The sequence below is a fragment of the Helicobacter sp. genome (assembly GCF_022770205.1).
Taxonomy (GTDB): domain Bacteria; phylum Campylobacterota; class Campylobacteria; order Campylobacterales; family Helicobacteraceae; genus Helicobacter_D.
Genome location: NZ_JALEIK010000002.1, coordinates 1 through 21,982, shown reverse-complemented (window position 1 = coordinate 21,982; position 21,982 = coordinate 1). Strand labels below are relative to the sequence as shown.

At 36.2% G+C, this 21,982-nt stretch carries 22 protein-coding genes and 1 pseudogene; all 23 read right to left on the bottom strand.

Going from position 1 to position 21,982, the window contains the following annotated elements; all coding sequences use genetic code 11:
- Window positions 1-107 precede the first annotated feature (107 nt).
- Window positions 108-1,052, bottom strand: a complete 945-nt coding sequence (locus MRZ19_RS00390; RefSeq protein ID WP_291029267.1) for a CDP-glycerol glycerophosphotransferase family protein — start codon at window positions 1,050-1,052, stop codon at window positions 108-110.
- Entirely contained in the window at window positions 1,052-1,525 is a 474-nt protein-coding gene (locus tag MRZ19_RS00385; RefSeq protein ID WP_291029206.1) for a hypothetical protein, read from the bottom strand. Before MRZ19_RS00385 ends, MRZ19_RS00390 begins: the two co-directional genes overlap by 1 nt.
- Window positions 1,522-2,142 carry a gamma-glutamyl-CDP-amidate hydrolase gene (locus tag MRZ19_RS00380; protein ID WP_291029204.1) on the bottom strand — a complete coding sequence of 207 codons (621 nt, stop codon included), beginning with the start codon at window positions 2,140-2,142 and terminating at the stop codon, window positions 1,522-1,524. The genes MRZ19_RS00385 and MRZ19_RS00380 overlap by 4 nt, the downstream gene beginning before the upstream one ends.
- Window positions 2,133-4,451, bottom strand: coding sequence for a PEP/pyruvate-binding domain-containing protein (locus MRZ19_RS00375; protein ID WP_291029202.1), 2,319 nt, complete (start codon window positions 4,449-4,451; stop codon window positions 2,133-2,135). Before MRZ19_RS00375 ends, MRZ19_RS00380 begins: the two co-directional genes overlap by 10 nt.
- A complete protein-coding gene (locus MRZ19_RS00370; protein ID WP_291029200.1) occupies window positions 4,452-6,002 on the bottom strand; it encodes a CDP-glycerol glycerophosphotransferase family protein in 1,551 nt (516 codons plus the stop codon).
- Entirely contained in the window at window positions 5,986-6,753 is a 768-nt protein-coding gene (locus MRZ19_RS00365) for a class I SAM-dependent methyltransferase (protein ID WP_291029198.1), read from the bottom strand. The genes MRZ19_RS00370 and MRZ19_RS00365 overlap by 17 nt, the downstream gene beginning before the upstream one ends.
- A gap of 73 nt (window positions 6,754-6,826) precedes the next feature.
- A pseudogene (locus MRZ19_RS00360) lies at window positions 6,827-7,650 on the bottom strand (class I SAM-dependent methyltransferase).
- Complete coding sequence (locus tag MRZ19_RS00355) at window positions 7,637-8,152, bottom strand: hypothetical protein (RefSeq protein ID WP_291029196.1); 516 nt, start codon at window positions 8,150-8,152, stop codon at window positions 7,637-7,639. Before MRZ19_RS00355 ends, MRZ19_RS00360 begins: the two are co-directional and overlap by 14 nt.
- On the bottom strand, window positions 8,145-8,948 hold the full coding sequence (locus MRZ19_RS00350; RefSeq protein ID WP_291029193.1) for a hypothetical protein: 804 nt from the start codon (window positions 8,946-8,948) through the stop codon (window positions 8,145-8,147). Before MRZ19_RS00350 ends, MRZ19_RS00355 begins: the two co-directional genes overlap by 8 nt.
- 55 nt (window positions 8,949-9,003) lie before the next feature.
- Window positions 9,004-10,350: a hypothetical protein gene (locus MRZ19_RS00345; protein WP_291029191.1), complete on the bottom strand. Its 1,347-nt coding sequence runs from the start codon at window positions 10,348-10,350 to the stop codon at window positions 9,004-9,006.
- Window positions 10,350-11,459 (bottom strand): DegT/DnrJ/EryC1/StrS aminotransferase family protein, encoded by a 1,110-nt coding sequence (locus MRZ19_RS00340; RefSeq protein ID WP_291029189.1) that lies wholly within the window; start codon window positions 11,457-11,459, stop codon window positions 10,350-10,352. Before MRZ19_RS00340 ends, MRZ19_RS00345 begins: the two co-directional genes overlap by 1 nt.
- Entirely contained in the window at window positions 11,450-12,121 is a 672-nt protein-coding gene (locus tag MRZ19_RS00335; RefSeq protein ID WP_291029187.1) for a class I SAM-dependent methyltransferase, read from the bottom strand. The genes MRZ19_RS00340 and MRZ19_RS00335 overlap by 10 nt, the downstream gene beginning before the upstream one ends.
- 8 nt (window positions 12,122-12,129) lie before the next feature.
- A complete protein-coding gene (locus MRZ19_RS00330; protein WP_291029185.1) occupies window positions 12,130-12,597 on the bottom strand; it encodes a hypothetical protein in 468 nt (155 codons plus the stop codon).
- 1 nt (window position 12,598) lies between these two features.
- The gene (locus tag MRZ19_RS00325; RefSeq protein ID WP_291029183.1) at window positions 12,599-13,588 is read right to left on the bottom strand and encodes a hypothetical protein; all 990 of its coding nucleotides are present in this window, start codon (window positions 13,586-13,588) and stop codon (window positions 12,599-12,601) included.
- Window positions 13,589-13,619: 31 nt separating this feature from the next.
- Window positions 13,620-14,039: an acyltransferase gene (locus MRZ19_RS00320; RefSeq protein WP_291029265.1), complete on the bottom strand. Its 420-nt coding sequence runs from the start codon at window positions 14,037-14,039 to the stop codon at window positions 13,620-13,622.
- Between the two features lie 10 nt (window positions 14,040-14,049).
- Entirely contained in the window at window positions 14,050-14,790 is a 741-nt protein-coding gene (locus tag MRZ19_RS00315) for a formyltransferase family protein (protein WP_291029181.1), read from the bottom strand.
- A complete protein-coding gene (locus tag MRZ19_RS00310) occupies window positions 14,787-15,854 on the bottom strand; it encodes a Gfo/Idh/MocA family oxidoreductase (protein ID WP_291029178.1) in 1,068 nt (355 codons plus the stop codon). Before MRZ19_RS00310 ends, MRZ19_RS00315 begins: the two co-directional genes overlap by 4 nt.
- On the bottom strand, window positions 15,848-16,939 hold the full coding sequence (locus MRZ19_RS00305) for a DUF354 domain-containing protein (RefSeq protein ID WP_291029176.1): 1,092 nt from the start codon (window positions 16,937-16,939) through the stop codon (window positions 15,848-15,850). Before MRZ19_RS00305 ends, MRZ19_RS00310 begins: the two co-directional genes overlap by 7 nt.
- The gene (gene asnB / locus MRZ19_RS00300; RefSeq protein WP_291029174.1) at window positions 16,939-18,630 is read right to left on the bottom strand and encodes an asparagine synthase (glutamine-hydrolyzing); all 1,692 of its coding nucleotides are present in this window, start codon (window positions 18,628-18,630) and stop codon (window positions 16,939-16,941) included. Before asnB ends, MRZ19_RS00305 begins: the two co-directional genes overlap by 1 nt.
- Complete coding sequence (locus MRZ19_RS00295) at window positions 18,630-19,370, bottom strand: SGNH/GDSL hydrolase family protein (protein ID WP_291029173.1); 741 nt, start codon at window positions 19,368-19,370, stop codon at window positions 18,630-18,632. The genes asnB and MRZ19_RS00295 overlap by 1 nt, the downstream gene beginning before the upstream one ends.
- Window positions 19,371-19,447: 77 nt before the next feature.
- Complete coding sequence (locus MRZ19_RS00290; RefSeq protein ID WP_291029171.1) at window positions 19,448-20,068, bottom strand: hypothetical protein; 621 nt, start codon at window positions 20,066-20,068, stop codon at window positions 19,448-19,450.
- Between the two features lie 43 nt (window positions 20,069-20,111).
- Window positions 20,112-21,107, bottom strand: coding sequence for a methyltransferase domain-containing protein (locus MRZ19_RS00285; protein WP_291029168.1), 996 nt, complete (start codon window positions 21,105-21,107; stop codon window positions 20,112-20,114).
- On the bottom strand, window positions 21,100-21,982 hold an 883-nt coding region (locus MRZ19_RS00280; protein WP_291029166.1), incomplete at its 5' end, for a glycosyltransferase. The genes MRZ19_RS00280 and MRZ19_RS00285, both read right to left, overlap by 8 nt.

The following is a 21,982-nucleotide window of genomic DNA, read 5'->3' as shown; positions in this document are numbered from 1 at the left end:
CACAGACGCCCCAATATTATAGACATTCTCATCTCTAAATTTCTTAATCCTAGAATAATCCCTATTAAAGTCTAATACTTCAATACTCCTCTTTATAATCCTTTTTGCTACAAATTTTGCCCCCCCCCACTAGAGATATATTTCGCCAAATGCGATTCCAACTTTAAAGGTGTGAAAAATAAGCTAGGGCGCAATGTCGTGAAAGAATAAGTAAAAGCCGTGGTAGAAAAATCTGTTACCAAAAAATCACTAAAATTACAAAAAGCATTTCCCAACTGCTCATCAAAACTCACGCGCGATTCATTTTGCCAACGCGCTTTAATGAGATTATAAAATGTGTGATGGTTTTGAAAATTCATCGGATGCGCACGATAAGAAATCTTATAATCTGTCAATTCCAATAAAGATTCCACCATCGCATTTTCAAAACCAGAAAACAAATTCAAACTTGCATTATCACCACTAAAATAACGCAAACTAGGAGCATAAGTAATAGTATTAGAATCTTGATACGCATAAGAATTAATAGCTGCATCTAACTTTGGATATCCGCTTTCTAGCAACTTTACCCTGCTATTTTTTAGTGCATTCTTAAAAGATTCCATAGCGATTTTTGAAGGCACTAAAATATAATCCACCACATCACTAGCACCTGTTTGCTCAATCAAACTATGCGGAAAATACACACGCTTTGCCTTTGTGCTCAAAAATGTCCTATCAATCCTTCCATCTTCATAACCCACCTCATCGGCTGTTAAAATCAAATCAATCCCATCAACATCCATATTAAGATAATATGTCTGCCCGTCTTCCATAACTCTCCAAGGGAAATACAAATTGTGATGCCCACTGCTCTCAAACGCATCGCCTAGCACACGCTCAACTACAATGATAACATTATACTTTTCCTTTAATCGCACCAACAACTCCCCATAATGCTTGCGATAAGTTGGATAATACGCTACAACAACAATATTTTTGCGTTCTTTACTCAAAAAAGATTCCATTGTGCGCTTGCTCATCTCTATAAATTCATTGATTTGCCTTTGCATCACAGCACCACTCCTTGCAAAAACTTTTTAATCTCTTCTTGTTTTTGCTCCTTAATATTTTGATAATCCCTTAGTGTTTCTTTTAGCGCATTAGGAGAATACACGCAATGGCTCAAATGGCTAACCAAATTATAATATCTATCATTTTGTGGCAACTGGATACCATTAAACCCAAAAAGACACAAAATGCTAGGATGACTTGTCCAAAGTGCATATTTCAATGCCAAAATAGAAACATCACTTACAAGCACATCTACTTTTGCCATCCCATCTGCTTGCTCAAGAGAATCCCCAAAAATCCCTAAAATCGCTTCCACAATCTTAGGGCTAGTTTCTTCGTGTGGCAGATACAAAACCTCTCCACTTTTAGACTCCAATATGGAATCTAAAACCATCACATCAAACCCACACGCAACATTCACACGCAAATCATCACTAAATGCTCTTTGGCTAGGTGCATACAAAATTTTCATTCCCAACTCCTTACTAACTCTCTCCACGCTTCAAACAACAAAGTATTCTCCATTCCACCTTCGCGCTCAATATGCCACATTACACCATAAACCTGCGCATTCTTATGCAAAAAGGATTCCACACTGCCATCACCTGCACTATCAATTCTCTCCAAATCACTTCCTAAATGCGTAATGCAATAATTATGGTAAGAATTTACCCAAAACTCCCCTTCCTTACTAGATACAATATGCTTTTGCGTGTGCCCCACGCATTGTTCAAGCCTAGAACCAAAATATTCTGCAATTTTTTGCGCCCCCCTACAAATGCCTAAAAGCGGAATCCTTTTTTGCAAACACTCCGCAATAATCGCATCTTCATACAAATCGCGCATTTGTGAAAGCGGATTTGGATTGAGCGTGTTTAAATCATTCCCACCACTTAAAATCACACCACTTAATACGCTAAACTTCACATAATAAGAAAAAGGAATCGCATAACTTAAAGGAATAGGCAAAAAATCTTCTAAATGCTTTTTAAAAAACTCTCCCCAATCCGCACTTAGTGCCTCCCTTATCTCAAAATAGCTCGTGTTTTCTAAAAGCCTTTGTGAGATTCCAATGAGCTTTACAGACATACAATGCGCTCACTTCCGCAATCTAACTCAATCCGCTCGCTATTTAGCAGCACAACAAATAACTCTTCTCCTACACCAATTGCTGCTGGTAATCCAAGCTCAGAAGCACGAATCGCCATATGAGAATTAGCACCGCCATAACAAGTAATTAGCCCTGCAATATTTTTAGAAAAGAGATAATCATAACCCGGATCTGCTGCCCTGATTAAAACAATTTTGCCTTCTAACTCCGTATCATTTTCTTTAGCAATCCCTGCGATAATGCTTTTTTGCGTGATGAAATTTGGTTGATTTTGCAAACTATAAAAGCTAAAAATTTCGCTTGCATCTTTTAAAAGTGCTGGAAGCTTAAGGGCAAGTGTTAGCTGATATTCCTTTTTGTTTTGTGCGATTTCATTAAGCAATCTTTGCTTGGGACTCTCAGAATACAATGAAGAATACAGCGTTAAAATGCTTTTAATATCCAAATGCGCAATATCCTCTTTTAAGATTCCATAATGTTCGCCCAATTCCCCAATTAAAGAGATCGCCTTGGATAAAAGTTTGCTAAATTCAAACTTTGCAAATTCCCTTCCTTCAATAGCAGTTTTTAAAAAGTCAAAAAAATCCTTAGCAGATATTTTAAGTCCGTGCTCTTTTAAAATTCTATCTAAATGTTTTTCTTTCTGCAAAGAAAGCGTAAAAGATTCCTGTATAACTTCACTTTTTATTTCTAAAAAATTAAAATATTTATCAAACTCTTCATCATAGCGCGGCGATAGGATATTATAAGTTCCTGCACGCAAATGCCCAAATTCCCTTAAAAACTCTTGTTTATTTTCTGGTTTTAGATTCTGCACTTTTAGACTTAGCTTCTTGCTTATAGTTTGCAAAGAATTTAAAAACTGCATTTTTTCTTCAGGAGCAAAAAAACCAATTTCAACTAGAGAGTTAAGCATTTGCATAGCAATAAATCCAGCCCTTGCAACCCCTGCAAAAGGCAATGTTCCATAACGCTTGCATTCCTCTATTAGCCAATAAATCTTATCAATTAAAGACAAATTTGAAGTAATAATTTCTTGATAAATATTTGATAGTTTATTGACTTTATTTAAATCTTTTAAATAAAGTCCCTCTTTTGGAGAAATAATCGCATTTGTAAGCTCTAAGAGTGCAAACTCCAAACGCTTAATTTCATTTTCATTAAATCCACTTTCTAAAAGATTTTTCAGTTTATTTGAAGTGTTTAAATCATAACAAGAATATACAATCCCAAACTCAATCTTATCGTGTAAATGCGGATTTTCTATTAATTTATTCAAATAAAAATCAACTAACTTTGAAGAAATATTTTCATCTAAACTCTTAGGGATAAAAGAATTAAAAGAAAGACGCACATCAACAAAAGGCATTCCCAAAAAAGAATACATCAAGGGATGCGAACGCAATTTTAAATATCCATAATTATCCCTTTGATACGCCCAAGTTTCATCTGTAATAATTTCCTTATACAAAGAAAGTGCTAAACGCTTGGGCTTTAATCCAATCATTTCTGCAGGATTCCAATCTGGCATCACTCCAAAAACCGCTTTTTTTCCATACACTCCAACCCTAGGCTGCTGAAACCTTAAAAAGCGTTTTTGTAATCGTTCTAGTGCATCTTTTGGAAGAGAATAAAAAAGATTAATGGCATTTTTCACAAGCGGTCGAACTTGCAAGCAATATAAATCCCCATTTTCTGTAATTGCAAATTCAATATCCAAAAAAGTATAATCAAAAATACTCTCTAATTCCTTAATAAGTTTAATAACTTTTTCCAAATTTTTATCATCTACCTTTTCAGCATCGCGGTGCGCAAAAAAACTGCTTTTATTCTTAGAACTCCCATCAGTGATAGAATGCGTAGAGCCACTTTCATCAAATTCAATGCAAAAATAGGGAGCAAAACTATCCTTATCCACACTAAAAGCAACACCACAAAATAATACGGATTCCAACATTGGTTGGATTAGAATTTCATCATCTAAATTTGGCATAGAATCCCCAACCTCTAAAATTGCCTGTGTTATAGCCTGCTCCGCTATCTCAACATTTAAAAGACTTTTAAATTTTCCAGCACAAGATGACTCTTTGCTATCTTCAACTTTTGATGAACTTCTTACAACAACACTTTTTGCTTGAAGATTTTTAACTTCTTTCAAAACTTTTTGTATATTATTTTGAAAACTAATTTTATTTGTAATCACTAGTGGCAAAATTTTTGCACTTTGCAATTTCCCCTGTAAATTTTCAAGATTCCGCGCTTTTGAAATAAAATTCACACGATACATTTACCCACGACCTTCTTCTTTTAATTTCTTTACAATGAAATTAGCAATAAACTCACTAGAATGTCCTAGATTAAAGACTTCCTTTTTTCTGTATTCTAAAATTTTTTGTGCTCTTTGCTCTGTGTGTTTTTTGGATTCCACAATACAAGAAAATATTTCATCTGCATCACTAGCTAAAAAATGCAACAAGGGATTAAAAAAACTAACTCCATTATAGACATTTTTTATTATCGCTTTATCTTTAAAAACCAATATAGCAGGCTTTAAAGTTATCAAAGGAAATGTCCAAACCAAACTTGAATAATCCCCAATAAGCACACAAGAATCTCGCATACTTTCAGCACTTAACCGACTGCTATCATCATAAATAAACCAATCTTGCTGCATAAATTTTTCTTTAATGCCAATGATCGCACTCTGTGTTTTATAGCCCGGATGGGGACGGAAAATTACCTTAAAGTTTTGCGCAGATTGATTTTGAATTTGCATCAAAAATTCTTCTATGATTCCTATATTATCTAAAGCATTAATAGCTATCAAAATATTGCCCCCCCCCCCGCTATTCAATGGCAATTCCTCATATTCTTTAATGGCAAAATCTAAACTAGGATATCCACCACAAACTAGCTCATCTTCATATCCCAATGCCTTCACTGCATCTTCATAGATTTTATAATTTGAAAGCGATGGAATAATTCTATATCCGCCAATACCCACTTTTCTTTGAAACCAAAAATTATCCAAAGGGCGCTTCCTCTGAACTAATGCAGCAATAGGATCAATATAAGCGTGAGAAACATAAACCATTTTACAACCTAAATTCGGAGCCGCTAAAGGCATTAGACAAGTTATAAACATTTTAAAAATATTAAGAAATTTTCCCATATAGCTCATTTGTAAAGGAATAATAACTGCTTTAGAACCCTTGCTTGGAGGAATCTCATTAAAACTCTCTGTATTATAATAAACATAAACCACATAAACACCCATATCCTCTAAAAGCTGTCCAATGTTGCCTAAATGTCTATTAGAAGAAAAAGTAGTTACAGCAATTCCAATAGAATTTTCAGGAATATTTAATAAGTTTTTAAAATAAATACTTATTTCTTGACTTAATATTTTCAAAATTTTAATCAAATCATTGTCTTTAGTTAAAGTTATAAAAAATTGAGAAACAAAATAACTTGTAAGGTTTAAAAACATAATATTCTTTTGGCTTGCAATAATAGCTTCAAACCGCATTTCTTTTAAATGCTTATGCAATAACAATTGCATTTTTTCAATCCCATTACACACTAAATCCTTAGACAAAATCCTTGCTTTTTGCATAAGCGTGCAATAAATCTTTTTATCTTGATGCGCTATCCAAAGCTCACCATTTTTTGCAATCTCATCTTTGTATGCAAAAAGAGAACTCTCCTCTTTTGCATCATCTAAAATAAAAAGATTCTCATAAGAAAAAAAATCTTTGAGATTTTCTAAAATCACTTTAATTGCCTGCGTGTCCTCGCCATTAGGATAAAGATAAATACTTCTAAAGTTTCCTTGCACTCCAGCACCTTGTTGCATATTTAATGTCAAATGCGTTAGAAAGTTTTTTTGCTAATTCTTGCGTGATTTTTTCAAACAACTCTTCACCCTCCTTTGTCTCTAAATCCCAATAAGGATTTTTCACACTTCTCCAAGCATTGATATAATTTTCTAAACTTTGATGAAAATAGAAATCCTCCTCTGTGTAAATGATACCATCAAATAAATCCTTTTGCTCTAGCAAAAAAGGTTTTTGATCCTCCCTTCTAACGCCACGCGTATAGTTTGGCACAAACTGCATAATCACATCTTCAGCAATCTTTTGAATGGCATCGTTTAAATCCCTATGATTCCACATACAAGAAAAATAGCTCCCTTTCTTTAATAACCTATGCGATTCCTCTAACGCCTTTCTTCTATCCATCACATTAAAACTGCTTCCAAAAGTTACCCAATCAAAAGCATTAGATTCTAGCGTAGAATCCACTCCAATGGCACGCACCCATTCTATATCTTGTCCTTTTGTGCGTTTCTCTCCGATCTCGCGCATCGCATCATTTGGCTCAACTGCTACTACCTTACAACCTCTCTCTAACAACATAATGCTTAAATTCCCTGTCCCTGCACCAATATCTGCAACCTTGATTTCTGTATGATTGCGCCCAACTAAAGCCACCAACATATCAAGGGTTGCGGGCGCATAATTGGGACGATATTCATAAAATTTCGCGTGTTTTGTGTAATCCCATACCTGTTCTACAATTTTTTGCATTTTCTATCCTTTCAAAACGCCACAAGCAAGAAAGCAAGGAACGCATCTAAAAGGAATAGATTGCAAAAAGCAACTAGCTAGAAATTGCCCCCCCCCCAGCTTCCCTAGCCTTAGTAGTCTTTTTTACCACCTTAGCTGTCCAAGCGCGAATTTTATAAGGAATCTCTAGAGTTTCAAAGGGAGCAATTTCTTTTTCAATCATCGCTAAAATCTCTCCCCATCGCTTCTTTCCTGCTTGGGCTTGTATATCATTTACAGAATGCCACGCCCCAAGATAACGCTCTTTATCCATTATCTCAATGTAATCGCATTCCATAAAAAAACAATCTTTAAAATCCCCTGTGGATACAAGGATTTCTTCCCATTTTTTCACATTTTGCGCGCCACTACTCACACGAGCAAGCTCTGGAACAATATTCTTAATTTTCTTTTCAATCCTATCAAACACCGAGCCTTCTAGGAGATTGCGCGGATTCCAAATAGCTGTAAAATACCCCCCCCCCCGCTAGAGTCTAGGATTCTTGCAAACTCCGGCAGAGATTTACTAGGATCAGTCCAATGAAAAGAGCTTGCCATAATCACCCAATTTGCAAAATTAGATTCCACTCCTGTATCCTCTCCACTTCCCTTTATCCACTGCACTTTAGAATCTTTGGTGTATCCAATGCCTTCAGTGCGCATATTATCATTTGGCTCAACAGCACACACAGGCAAACCCAAATCACTCAACATTTTTGTAAGCTTCCCAGTGCCAGCACCAACCTCAACAACTTGCAAATCCTGCAATGGCTTGTTCTCCGCATTCACACAAGCAATAAGCTTTTGCAATAACATTTCACTATATGCTGGACGATTGTGATAATGCTTTGCCAACTCTGTAAAATCACTTTGTTCCATACTTTCTCCTTAAAAAATTAAAAATAAATTCTGCTAAATACGCACTTGCATTTCCAAAGTTATAACACTTAGTTTTGCGATAATGTAAAATTTTCTCTCTCCATATTAACCCATTAGCTTCTATCTCCTGCACGATTTTTAGAAACGCACTAGGCGAGATATCCTTTGCACACACAACTCCAAGATTCTCACTTAAAGATCCTAAAGAATCTGACAAAACTAGAGATGGACATAAAGTCAATAAGGGAAAGGTGTATTGCATTGTTGTTGCTCCACAAACCAATACGAAAGAATCTCTATAACTCTCTAAAGACATCTTCCAATTTGCATCCACACTAAAATTAGGATTCTGCAACAACATCTCTATCACTCTTTTACTCTGCTTCCAATCGCTTCCCTGTGTAAAAAATCTAGCGCGGAATCTTACCTTATACTCCTTTAAAACTTCTTTTATCAAAGGCAACATTCCATAAAATTCTTTTTCATCATAAGCATCAAACAATACCCCCCCCCCCCCCGCTACCTAAACCAACTAATTCTGCACAAGTCCTATCAAAGGCTAAATAACCACTTTTTAAACAAGTGATCATCTGCGGTTTAGTTTTAGGGTAAAAATCACTGCTTGCAATACATAAATCATCAAAATATTCTTCATATTGATCTAAATCCATTTTAGAAAAATCACTCATTGAATGTCCTATTTCAATCGTTTTGACAGAAGGATTTTTTAATGTCCAAGAAACTTTGCACAAAACATCAACAAAATCCACCATTGCCAAATCATAAGGGGATAAGCACACAGCAAGGGCAGGAATATTATTATTTTTAATTTTTCGCAAAATCCTTTTGTAAGATTCTATAAAACCACAAAAATAAAGAATCAAAACATTCTTTCCAAAGATTTCAACCAATAAATCATCCAATAATCCAATGTGCTTGTCTTCTGCCATTCCTCCAAGCTCAATACCTACACATCTCCTAATCCCTTTACTTAGGACATTTGCTTTTAACTTTTCAACAACCTTGAGAGCATACTGCTCCATCGCATTTTCCTCATAAGGAATCCCAAATTTTTGTAACTTCATAACCAATTGCTGCATTGTAGAATCATTCCAACCTGATTTTTTATCCCAAGCAAGCAATACAATAGAATGCGTCTTTAAAATCTCCTCTTTATAGTCTAACAATCCGCTTCCAAACACAGCATCATCTACTAGCTTTGGACAAACCCCATCCACATACTCAACCATAGCAGCCAAAAGTTTTCCTGTCCATCCTGAAGGATATACATAATACATTGCATTTAACCTTTTACCAAATATTAATAGCCTACTATAACATCAATGCGCATTATTAAATATACTTTTGAAAACACTCACAAATAAACTGCACAATGCTTTTTGATGCTTCTCCAAAACAATACGCATCATTTTTGCGATAATCTTCTACCATTTCCTCTCTTTTAGCACAAAATTGCGCATTTTCTAAAAGTATAAGAATCTCTAACACATCCTCTACACAAAATGCTTTAATATGCAATCTCTCTTCATAAAAATTATCTTCGCTAGACTCTAAAAACTTAGAATCAGGCTGAAGAATAATTGATGGCTTACCTGTAATAAGCGGATAAGTATAAAGCAAAGAACTTCTGCTTTCTATGAGCGTGATACTTCGCTTTAGCTCCTGTGGTGTCAAATTTGCCTCTGTGTAAAAAACAAAATTATCATCATCTATCCATTGGGAAACAAACTGCTTTTCTTGCTCAAAAAGCTCGGGGTGTCCATTGTGTGTTTTATACACAATCCTATAATCTGTCTTCTCCAACAAAGCATTAATTAAACGCTCGGCTAATTTTTTTAAAAATTCTCTCCGCACCACCGCTAGAACAATAATTGTATCTTTTACACACTCTTCTTGTTGCCTATAAGATTTCACTTCCCTATCTAAACTAGGATACCCAAGCTTGAGCAATCTTTCCTTATAGCCATTGTTTTTTTCAAAAAACTCTACTAAACTCTCATAACTTTTCTTATTGGAGCATACAATATAATAATTTACAAAAGATGCGATTTCACAATGCGAAAAAGCCCTTCCTCTTGCCTCTCTTGTATGATAATATAAATGAAAATTTGGAATATAATACGCACTAAAAAGACTAATATATTTTACTTCTCTATGCACAACATAGTGAAAGGTTGTTCCAATCATTAAAGGACAAAAATGTAAATACGACAAAAAATCACTCACAATTAACAATGCATTTGTATCTGTCAAATCCACATTATATTCGTGAGAACCAAACAATTTCAGATAAAACACTCTAAACCCCGCATTCTCTAACTCTTCTGCAATATTTCCAAAATGTTTTTGACTCGCATAATCATCACAAATTAATCCCACATTTTTCCCACTATTGCTAAAATTTGCATTCAATTCCTTAGCAAACTTCTTAATTCCATTAGAAAAATTCCTAATTCCAAAAGCTAGTAAATTATCCACAAGCTTTTCATAAAACCTATCTGAAGCAATTAAAACTTCACAATCCTTTATCTCCTTATAACAAGATTCTAAACTGGTTTTTGGATTAGAATCATCAATAAAGGAGTAAGTATCACTTCTCCCCTCTTTATGATTGAAAAACTCTATTAACCAAGCTACACAATTCCCCCCCCCCCCCGCAGGATAAATATAATAATGCATTAGCAATTCTCCTTTAAAATTTTAATCACTTTTTCTACCTCATCGTTCTCTAAATGCTCCCCCATAGGCAGTGAGAGAATCTTATCCTGCCACGCATTCGCATTTTTGCACTCTGACGCTACAACATAGGGCTTTTTAAAAAATGCAGGGGTATTAGGCAGCGCAGTAGGATAATGCAGCCCTGTTTGAATTCCAACTTTATGCAGTGATTCCATTATAGCAGAGCAATTTTCACAGCGCAACACAAACAAATGCCACACACACTCCCTATCACTAGCCACCTTTGGCAGAGTAAAACCACTAAGCCCTTTAAAATACATTTGCGCCACTTCCTTGCGCCTAGCATTCCAAGCTTCTAAATAACGCAACTTCACGCGCAAAATCGCCGCTTGCAACGCATCTAGCCTAGAATTTCTCCCAACAATCTTATGCTGATACTTCCTAAGCCCCCCGTGATGAGCGATTTCCTTGCACTTTCTTAACAGCGCAGAATCCTTACTTACAATCATTCCCCCATCACCATAAGCCCCCAAATTCTTGCCCGGATAAAAGCTAAACGCCCCCACATCACCAAAGCTCCCAACTCTCTGCCCATTAAATCTAGCTCCGTGTGCCTGTGCGCAATCCTCAATGATTTTTAGATTCCATTCTTTTGCTAACCTTAAAATCTCTTCCATATTTGCAGGGATTCCATACAAATGCACCACCACAATCGCACTCACTTCAGAGTCAATCTTAGCCTTCAAATCCGCAATATCAAGCGAATAATCCTCCCCGCAATCCACAAATTTTACCCTTAACCCATTGCTAACCACCGCTTCAGCACTTGCTACAAAGCTATTTGCAGGCACTAGCACCACAGAATCCCTAGGCAACTCCAATGCCCTAATGGCAATCTCTAGCGCATCCGTCCCATTTGCCACGCCTAACGCCTGCACTCCTCCGCCCAAAATTCCCTCACTAATAAAACTAGCAAACTCTTTTTCAAAGGCTTCAACTTCCACCCCGCCCACAAACGCACAAGTTTTAATCACAGAAAATATCGCCCTATCAATCTCATTTTTAATGCTTAAATACTGCTTATGCAAATCTAAAAACTTCACAGCCATACAGCCCCCATTTTCCAAGCATTTTCACCCACAACATAGGCTTCTTTATACATTTTAGATTCCAATATTTCCTCCCACGCCCCCTGCATTCCACCACTCCAAGCAATATCATCAAAAAGCATCACCCCACCTTTAGACATAAAAGGGCGGATTGTGTGAAAATACTCCAGCGTCGCAAACCTATCGTGATGCCCATCAATGAAGGCAAAATCTAGCGGCGCAACACGCTCTAAAAGGCTAGGCAGCACAAGATTAAATCGCCCCACTAAAACTTCAACATTCTTAAGCCCAAAGCCTTGATGATTCTCCCTTGCGATGTTTGCGACATTCTCACTCCCTTCAATGCTATAAATCCTAGACTCTGGCGCGAAATAACTCATATAACTGCTAGAAAACCCACAGCAAGTGCCAAGCTCTAAAATCACCTTAGGATTTAAGGCTTTAAAAATCTTAAAAATCTCCTGCGCCTTTTCTCTCTTAACTCCAATTTTTGCTAAATCACAAAGCGCAATCGCACACAAAACACCCTTTTCCATCTCTTCTTTTGTGCGTTTATCTTGCGGACTTCCCGCACCAAAATCCACCACTTCAATGCTTATCTCACTCCTTTTAAGCACCTCCCGCCTAGATTCTATCACTCCTACAATCTTTTCAAACTCCATCAAAACCCCTATTCATCCATAAGTTTCACAATAAAATCCGCAATAAAACTTCCTGATTTTCTTAAATTATACACTTGCTTCTCTCTGTAATCTTCTAAAAATTCTCTTGTTTCTTTCTGTGTCAAAGGATTTAAAATAGATTCAATTTCCTTTTGTGCTTCTTGCATATTAGAAAAAACCGAACTCACACAAGAATCATACACTTCAACACCATCAATTTTAATGAGATTCCCCGGATTTTGATTCAAAAAAACTGAACGCACCAATCCAACATAAGGAAAACTAGAACCCATAGAAGAATAATCCGTAACAATCACTCCAACATTTAAAAAAGAATCATCAAGCCATTGCTTTGTATCGCCCATTTTAAAATTTTCATATTTGCTCCACTGCTCAATACAACTCTGTTTTTGCACAAAAAAAGGATGCTCCCTAAGAATCACACCATAACCCTTTTTTAATAAACTTTCTATCATCTCAACAAACCCTTCTATGCAAACTAGATTTGATAGACGCTGTGGAGCTAACAAAATGCTTGTTTTGCCCCCCCCCCACCATAGCTTCAAACTTTAATAATCCATAATCTAAACTTGGATTACCCGCTTTCACAATCTTAGCAATATGCTGATAAGAATCAGATTGCGTTTGATAATATTGACAAGTCCTTTCTAAAAGCTTAAACTCTCTTTGAGTATGCGCCAAAACAAAATGCGCATATCTTATCCTAGTATAATAGAGATTATGGAATACATGCCATTCCTTTCTTTTCCAATCAATTGCGGGAATTGAAACATTAAACACATGCTGTAAATCCAATATTTTTGTTGTAAGAATATCCATATCCATAATGGGCATAGTCATTAGCATTAGCCAAACTTTAACTTTTGTCAAATACGCAAAATAAATTCCATCACCGATGAATGCGTAATCTGAACCAATCATTTCTAAACTCCCAATATAATAATCTTTTGCAGGGCAATCATACACAATAGCATAATTTCGCTTTTTTAATTCCTCCAAAACCATACGAATATGCTTTTGCTCATTGGTAATTCCCAATAAAGTCATACCAATTTTATTATTAAAATTTTTCAAAAAAGTCAAAACTTCTAATGATAATGAATCATAAGTATTTTTAAGATGTATTCCAACAGCTTTTTCAATCTTTACAATAGAATCGTGCCTAAGGTAAATCAAAAAATCACGCCAAAATTCATTTAATGCCTTAATGCTGACGCATTCCTCAATCTCAATTGCATTATCAAACCTTTTAACTTTTGGAACCTCTTCTATTAATCTTTCACAAAGTAAATCAATATAAAAATTAAGAGCACATTTATCACCATTATCCCTATCTAATTGCGATTCTAAGAGATATTCACCCTCTACGCTAACCCCTAAAATCTCCAAACACTTATTATATTCTAATATCCTCTTTGTATTTCTAAATTGACTAACTACTGCCATAACAGACCTTCCTTATCATTAAAATTAACCATTACAACTCCCTTATCAATTTCGCAGGATTCCCCGCATACACGCCTTTTTTCGTAAGATTTTTTGTCACCACACTTCCTGCACCAATCACAACTCCATCGCAAATGCTAACAGGCAAAATCGTAGCATTAGAACCAATGCTAACATTATTTCCAATCTTAGTTTCCTTCCATAAATCCACATTTCCCCCAGCAGGACGCCCACTTGCAAACACATCATTAATAAACATCACTCCATGTCCTATAAAGCAAGACTCCCCAATGCTAACTAGCTCACAAATAAAGCTATGGCTTTGCACGCGCGTATTTGCGCCAATCCTAACTCCTTTTTGAATCTCTACAAAAGGATCCACAAACACATTATCACAAAGCTCACATTCATACAAATTACAAGGCTCTACCACCACGACATTAACCCCCACCTTCACATCTCTAATCTTGCTCTGCTTGGATAAAGTAGAATTTTCTTTTTCCAATGTAGCAGTAGGGTGGCTCAAATCCGGGCATTGCTGTTGCGCGAATGATTTTTTCAATTAAAAACGCCCCCTCCCCGCAAGCTTGCAAATCCACACATTTTAAAGCTTCAATTTCATTTCTTAAATGAAACTCTTTGCGCAAAGCTTTAATGGAATCTTGTGGAATTAATTGATACTCCCCTTTTAACATTTTTTCTAAATTTTCACAAAATAGCTTAAAGCCCTCTGTATTTGCCAACTCCACAAGTTCATCCACAAAACAATCTTTTGGAATCACAAAACGCTTTTGAAAAATAATATCCCCGCTATCAATCCCTTCTTCTAAGCGATGAATGGTTACACCAAACTCTTTATCCCCATTTAAAATTGCAAAAGAAAATTGATTGCACCCCCTGTATTCTGGCAATGGTGCTAAATGTAAATTGAAAGCAATTTCTTTTGCACACTCAATTTGTTCTTGCGTTAAAATTGCGTGATACTGCACGCTAAAGAGTATGTCAAATTCTAAGCTTAAAAGCGCATCTAAGTCTTGAATAATTGGAATCCCTTTTGCTCTAGCAAACTCTCTAACACCCACTCCTCTAGGCGAAGTTCCAACAGCTAAGATTTCAAACCCTAAACCCTCTTGTTTTTGAAAAAGGATTTCTAAGCATTGCCTGCCAATCTCTTTTGCACCTAAAAACACAACTTTTTTCACGCTTTTTTCCCTAATTTACACCGCTTTGGAATGATTGGTAAAAACACTTCCTTGCCACTTTCAAGGGATTCATAGATTGCAATAATCAGTTCTAAGCTTCTCTTGCCCTCTTCCCCCTCCACTAATGCCTTTGTGCCATTATTTAAACTCTCTATTACATTTAAATAATACTCCCTATGCCCAAACCCATACACATTAGGCGGATTAACAGAGTATTTTTCTAACACTTCTGCATCACTTGGCAATGGTTTTACAAAATTCCAATGGCGCATTTGATTCACTGCAAATCCCCCAATCTCCACACTTCCAAGCTCTCCTAAAAGAGAAATACTTCCTTCTAAATCTCTAGGGCGTGTGGCAGTTGTAGCCTCCACCACACCTATTGCCCCATTTTTAAACTTTAACACAGCAATCCCCGTATCCTCCACTTCTATGGCACTTAGAGCCGTTGTGCTTTTTGCAAACACACTCTCCACATCGCCCAACATCCACTCTAGCAAATCAATGTGATGGCTTGCTTGGTTTGTAAAAACTCCCCCATCATATTCCCAAGTCCCCCGCCAAGAATCCTGTTTATAATAGTTATCATCTCTACACCATCGCACACGCACGCTTCCCATTATAAGCTTGCCAAATCGCCCCGCCTCTAATGCTTCTCTTAACTTTTGCACAGGCAAATTGTAGCGATTCTGCTTTACCACAAATAATCTTACGCTATTTTCCTTGCAAACTTGTATCATCTTATCTGCATCTTCTAAGGTTAGTGCCATAGGTTTTTCTACTATGATATGTTTTTGATACGATGCAACTTCTAATGTGTTTTGTGCGTGCATTCCACTAGGCGTTAGAATTGCAACAATACGGATTTGCTCTCCACACTCTTGCATCATCTCTTCTAAATGTGTAAAATATGGAATCTGATATTTTTCTCCAAAACCCTTTGCGCGCTCCTCTTGCACATCGCACACCGCTACAAGCTTCACACCTTTTATCTCTCCACTACTTAGCAAATCTGCGTGCCTTTTTGCAATTCTACCGCAACCAAGAAGTGCAACCCCTAACATTTCTCCCCCTTTAAAACCTCATTTTCAATCCTTGCAATGATGCGATTAAAATTGCATTCTCCTCGCATAAAATAACTTTTTGATTCCACCTTTTTGCCAAGCATTTCTTTGGCAATCTTTAAAATCTCTGCACAATCTTGCGTCCAAAACATTAGCTGATTTTTGATTAAATATTGATCGTGGATTAGCCAAATGGAGCGCGTAGAAATAGTTGGAATCCCATAGCACACTGCTTCTAAATTCATCGTTCCTCCACCACCAATAAACAAATCAATAAAAGGATAAAACTCTTCTGGCTTTAATTTCTCCTCAAGCACCACTGCAATTTTCCCAAAATCCTTTTTTAATCTCTCTTTTTCATAACGCGGCATTATGACAAGATTTACATCAAACTCTGCTTTTAAGAGCGGAATCACCTCATAAATAGTTGGTATCTTTTGTGTAACATAATGTGCCTTATATTCCTCCTCCCTAATTAAAATTGTAGGCTTAGAAATATCCATTCCATAGCGCACTCTAAAATCATTTTTAGCATTCTTTTTTAATCCATTAATCCACAATGCAACATCAATGAAAGGATAGGATTCAATTTGATTTTCATCTAACGCAAAGCGTAGCATTAAATCTTTTGGCAAAATAAAAGGGTAAAAAAATAATTTTGAAAAAGGTAGCGTAAGACGCGCTACTGCCGTAAGCTCATCTGGACATTTCTCATCTCCGGGCTTACCAAATGCTGGTGTGTCATAGAGATTAACCACTGGAATCCCAACACCATAAGCTACCTGCACACTATCCACTACTGCTCCACAAATTAGGACGCTAGGCACACCCTTAATGCGAAATAAATCTAAAATCTCTTTTTGACGAAAAATGCGTGCCTCAAATTTTTCTAAAAGCGTAGCTCCACCATATTCCCCTAGCACAATGTGTGGAATCTTATGCAAATCTAAAATTTCCTTTGCCTCTGTGTAGTTGGGAGCATAACGGGTTGTTACTAAAATCTTATGATTTCTTATTTGCAACTCTTTAATCATACTCGTAAAAAACATTGCATATTTAGGAGTTGCCACATCAATCCAAATCACTACCCATTCCTTAATTGCTCAAAAATCATAGCACGCACATCAAAAAGATTTTGGACATTATAGCCTAAACTACGCCCCAATTCCAATTCTGGTGCAGCAAAACCCTTTTTATCTCTCCTCCAAGCAAGGTTTCTACTTCCAAGTCGCTCTAGCAACACCCTCAAAACATACTTGCCATAGCCTTGTGCTACTTTCAAATGCTCGGGCAACCTAAACGCAAACTCCACCACCCTAAAATCCGTAAAAGGCGTGCGATTTTCTAGTGAATGCACCATCGCATTTCTATCCTCATAGCGCAAAAGGTTAGGCAAATTAAACTCTAGCGTATCTAGCAAAAGCCCTTGGTTAAAATCTAGTATAAATCGTTCTAAAAGATTCTCCAAAGTTGGCTTAGGCAAACCCATTTTTTCTAACTTTTCTAAATCTTTTGCATTATCCTCTGCAAAAAGTTGTAGCTTCAACTCCCTATCCAAAGCGCATTTTAACCCAAACATATACTCACTTAATGCCTCTTTTCCATAAAGCCTAAGCCTCTCTTTAAAAGCATCTTTATGCGTAAAAACATAACGCCCAATGTGATGGTAATACCCCCCAAAAAGCTCATCAGCCCCCTGCCCTCCAAGCACCACCTTACAAGTTTTTGCCATCTCTTTAAACAGCACAAATTGCACATAAATTGAAAAACTTCTAAAAATCTCATCTTGCCCCCACACAAGCCTTGTAAAATATTCTTTTATTTCCTCTAATTTTGGCACAACCTTACAAATCCCCTTCCCAACATCTCCACCAATCTGACTAATATACACACTCTCATCAATATTTTTAAAATCTCTAAAACTAAGCCCAAAAAACTTACATTCTCCATTTAAATCCGCCCCCTTTAAACGCTTTACTAAATGCGCCAAAATTGAACTATCTACACCCCCAGAAACACTAATCCCAACTTGCACATCACAGCGCAAACGCAAACGCATTGCATCTAAAAGCAAAGATTCTAGCTCCTCTACTGCACAATCCAAAGTATAATGCTGCGGCACAATTACAAGATTCCAATAACGCACCAATTCTAACTTACCGCCTTTAAACACCCCATAATGCGCCGCTGGAAAAGACAGGATTCCTTTATAAATCGTTCTATCCTTACTTCCATTACTAAAAAGAAGCCATTTTGCAACTTCTTCTTCATCAAACACGCAAGGCACAATCTCTAAAAGCCCCTTAATCTCCGAAGCAAAACAGATTCTATCTCCATTTATACTATAAAACAAAGGCTTATTCCCTAATCTATCACGGGCAAAAAATAAGCTATTATCCCGCTTATCTAAAATCACAAAGGCAAAATCACCATTAAACTTTTCTAGGCACTTTTCCCCAAAAAACGCAAAGGCGTGCAACAAAACTTCCGTATCGCTTTTTGTAAAAAACGGAATCTCAAAGCTCTCTAGCTCTGCTTTTAACTCTAAATAATTATAAATCTCCCCATTAAACACAAGCACCAAATGCGGACAAAAGGGCGAAGTAAAGGGCTGATTTGCTGCATCTTTTAAATCAATAATACTTAGACGATTATGCGCTAGAGCGATTCCATTGAGATAAAAACTCCCGCTAAAATCAGGTCCCCTATGCACCATCACACTAGACGCCTTTTGAATCACCTCCAAAGGATAATTCCCCCCACAAATGCTACACATTACCCAATCGCACCTTTTTGTCTTAAAATCTCTATGACTTTTTCTGCAATAATCTTATTTCCTTTTGCATTACAATGAATCCAATGGTTTGTAAAGAATGATTCTCTATTACTTTTTTCAATAATTTCATTTAAATCAAAACAATATTCTAATACTTTTGCTTTTTCTTTGAAATCTTTTACACAATTTAATATGTAATTATCAACAAAAATATTCATACTAGCCGATGTTTTATTAAATCTCTCTCGCTCCTTATCCCTCATTGCACATTCCTCCTTAGTCCAATGCAACATACAAGGAAGCATAGGCTGCACAAAAGCAAAAAATTTTCCATTATTAGAACATACAGATTTATCAAATTGTTGCATCCTAGTAATAATCGCTGTATTTACATCATCTATACTAATATTTTTATTATAAGATTGAGGATTTGTAGATTGCTCTATATAAAGAGGAACATCACTATCACAAAATTCTTTATAAGCAATTTCATACAAACCTGTTGAATAAACCATTTTATGCGTTTTAATTAAATGTTCACACCCAAAAAAGCCATTATACCAATCTGTTCCCAAAAAAGAAATCACAATCTCTGGCTGAAGTGGATAAACTAGTGCATTATAAAGCAACATTTGATCATAAAGAGTATACCCGGAAACACCAAAATTAATAACAATATAATATTCTTTATCATCAATAAAATTTTTCATATATTCTGTAATCATTTCTTCAACATCCAAATATTCCACCCTTAATGCACTATTACCAAAACATGCTATGATTTTCTTATCTCTTCTATTTCTCAATAAATCAAAATTTACCCCCCCCCCCCATTCCTAAAGTAAAAATTCCTGTCTAATCCCTCCAATGATGGAGCACTCAAAAAAAATCCAGGATAGTAAATAACATCTAATTTATTTTTCATCCTAAATGCACCTTGATGAATCTTTTGAAAAATATTCAACATAGACATTTTTGCATTAATTCTCCCAATCCACTCTAAATTGCTTTCTGAACTATGCCTTTTGTGTGTATAATACTCCTGCTCTAATACTCTTAGCTTCTTTTGCAGTATATTCATTTCAAAATCATCCTCTAACCACTCCTTCAAAACTTCCTCTGGAGTGCCAAAATGATTTTGCACTAAAAAGTTCATTTTCTCTCTAAAAATGTATGTATTAAAATTTCTAACCTTATCTGCTAGTTCTGAACTTCTCAATTTCAAAGCCATTTCATCAGCATAAGCTTTATTAGTAGTGCAAATTAAAACAATATCAAATTTTATAACTAAAGCTTCTTTTAATGTTATAAAAATTCTATCATTTGTAAGATCCATATCAATTGCGTCATCTACAACAAAGCCCTCAAACCCTATTTTCTCACACAAAGCTAAAGCACTTTTTCCACTCCAACCAAAACCATAAATTAAAACTTTCATTATTTACTCCTTAAATATAATTAAAAACTCACAAAACATAACCTCACCCCTTCCTTCCTCTTCCTTCCCAGCCGTTGTATCCCGGATTTGTTTCCACATCAACTAACCCAGCTTCTTGCAAATAGCGGTGTAGCGTTTGCATTTTAATTGGCTTATCATAAGCAGGGGAGAGCATATCAAAAAAATCTAAATACGCCCATTCTTTTAACTTCTCCTCACTTAAGCCCTCACTGCTATAATCAGGGATTAGCAACCGCCAGTTCAAGCGATTCGCCCTTTTTGGCGAAAACACCTTGCGATTAAACTTAAACACGGGCCACATAAAATTCACATATCTTTTTCCAAAATCATAAAGCATTTGATGCGGAATCCTTTTTGTAATAGGGCGCACCCAGTATTTAGTATTAAAAGGCGTATTTCTATTAAAAGGATAATGATCACACACTAACTCCCCTCCCTTTTTAAGCGTTGTCACAAGCTCTTTAAGCGCATTTTTCGCACTAGGAGTGTGTTGCAACACCCCAAAGCAAAAGCACTTATCCACAATCCCTTTTTTAAGCGGAATGTGAAAAATATCTGCCTGCAACATTAAAAGATTCTTGCTTGCCTTATTACTCATCGCACTTGCATCAATGGCATTAGAATAATCAAAACTTATCACAATACCCCCTCCCCCGCATATTTCAAGCGCATAAGGAGTAAAACGCCCACTTCCACACCCCGCCTCTAAAACAACGCACTTCTGCCCCTCTTTTGCCACTTCCCAACGCGTTTCCTCAAAAAATCTTTTCTTGCTTGCAGACACACCACTTGTAGAATCGTGTTGCGTCTTTTTATGCAAATTCCACTCTAACCCAAAACTATCCGCATAATTACTTTGCGACACAAATCTAGGGATTCCATTAATAATAGGATACTCTTTAGCACAAGCACAACGCAATTTACCACTCCCAACAAATTCCCCATTTTCTAAAGTATCTAAAGATAACTCACCACCACAATGCGAACAAGCTAAAAGTTTTAAATGCCCTCTATACATTAAAATTCTCCCTTAAAACCTGCAAATAATACTCCCTTTGCGTCCCTTGATGCAACCAACTTGCATTGACACAAACTCCTTGCATTTTATCTTGAAATGCTTTATCCATCGAACCCTTTAATCCCTCTGTATTTTCAAACATTAACGCATTATTAGCATTTAAGATTCCTTTATAATTTGGCAAATTATTAATAATTATCATTTTGCCATTTGCCATAGATTCCATAATAGATTGCGAAAATCCATCACTTTTACTATAAGAAATCACACAATCGCTTGCTAGCAAATATTTATCCATTTGCTTATGCGGAATCTCTGTAAAAATCACATTCCCAAATCCCTTTGGCAAGCAATCCCAAAGCGCCTTATCCTTGCGCATTGTAGAGACAATAAGCCCAACTTTATGGAAATTTTCAAAAAGACTTAAAAATGCTTCTATAATCTCTTTTGAATGATAAAACGCATTTAAAGCTCTCACGCTAAAAAATAAATACTCAAATTCCGCACCAAACAATTCCTTTTGCAAAACCCTTTTCTCCACTTTAAAAATCTGCTTAAAAAACCTCTCCTCCACCCCAAAGCTAATTTGCACGATTTTTTGAGAAATTAAAATGCTACTTTTTTCTAACATTTCTTGCATATAAGGAGTTTTTATACTGACAACTTTGCAAGCCTTTAGCAACAACATTACAAAAAATCTCTTCTTTCCGCAGCAGTCTTGTGCGCTATCAATATCTCCCCCCATTGTATGCACAATCACACGCCTACCCCATAATGCAAGCAGTATGTTTTGATACAATCTACTAGCCCAATGCACCACAATAAGTTTAGGATTGAGTGTAATTAAAAGATACAAAGTGTAAAAGAAGCTATAA

Bases quoted from the DNA above. Each gene is read 5' to 3' on its own strand.
- asnB (WP_291029174.1), bottom strand. From the start codon at position 18,630: ATGTGTAGCATTTGTGGGGGGAATTATCCTTTGGAGGTGATTCAAAAG.
- MRZ19_RS00365 (WP_291029198.1), bottom strand. From the start codon at position 6,753: ATGCAAAAAATTGTAGAACAGGTATGGGATTACACAAAACACGCGAAA.
- MRZ19_RS00335 (WP_291029187.1), bottom strand. From the start codon at position 12,121: ATGGAGTTTGAAAAGATTGTAGGAGTGATAGAATCTAGGCGGGAGGTG.
- MRZ19_RS00380 (WP_291029204.1), bottom strand. From the start codon at position 2,142: ATGTCTGTAAAGCTCATTGGAATCTCACAAAGGCTTTTAGAAAACACG.
- MRZ19_RS00340 (WP_291029189.1), bottom strand. From the start codon at position 11,459: ATGGCTGTGAAGTTTTTAGATTTGCATAAGCAGTATTTAAGCATTAAA.
- MRZ19_RS00350 (WP_291029193.1), bottom strand. From the start codon at position 8,948: ATGTATTATGTATATCCTTCAGGATGGACAGGAAAACTTTTGGCTGCT.
- MRZ19_RS00310 (WP_291029178.1), bottom strand. From the start codon at position 15,854: ATGTTAGGGGTTGCACTTCTTGGTTGCGGTAGAATTGCAAAAAGGCAC.
- MRZ19_RS00390 (WP_291029267.1), bottom strand. From the start codon at position 1,052: ATGCAAAGGCAAATCAATGAATTTATAGAGATGAGCAAGCGCACAATG.
- MRZ19_RS00285 (WP_291029168.1), bottom strand. From the start codon at position 21,107: ATGTATAGAGGGCATTTAAAACTTTTAGCTTGTTCGCATTGTGGTGGT.
- MRZ19_RS00330 (WP_291029185.1), bottom strand. From the start codon at position 12,597: ATGATAGAAAGTTTATTAAAAAAGGGTTATGGTGTGATTCTTAGGGAG.
- MRZ19_RS00345 (WP_291029191.1), bottom strand. From the start codon at position 10,350: ATGCATTATTATATTTATCCTGCGGGGGGGGGGGGGAATTGTGTAGCT.
- MRZ19_RS00325 (WP_291029183.1), bottom strand. From the start codon at position 13,588: ATGGCAGTAGTTAGTCAATTTAGAAATACAAAGAGGATATTAGAATAT.
- MRZ19_RS00375 (WP_291029202.1), bottom strand. From the start codon at position 4,451: ATGTATCGTGTGAATTTTATTTCAAAAGCGCGGAATCTTGAAAATTTA.
- MRZ19_RS00385 (WP_291029206.1), bottom strand. From the start codon at position 1,525: ATGAAAATTTTGTATGCACCTAGCCAAAGAGCATTTAGTGATGATTTG.
- MRZ19_RS00290 (WP_291029171.1), bottom strand. From the start codon at position 20,068: ATGAAAGTTTTAATTTATGGTTTTGGTTGGAGTGGAAAAAGTGCTTTA.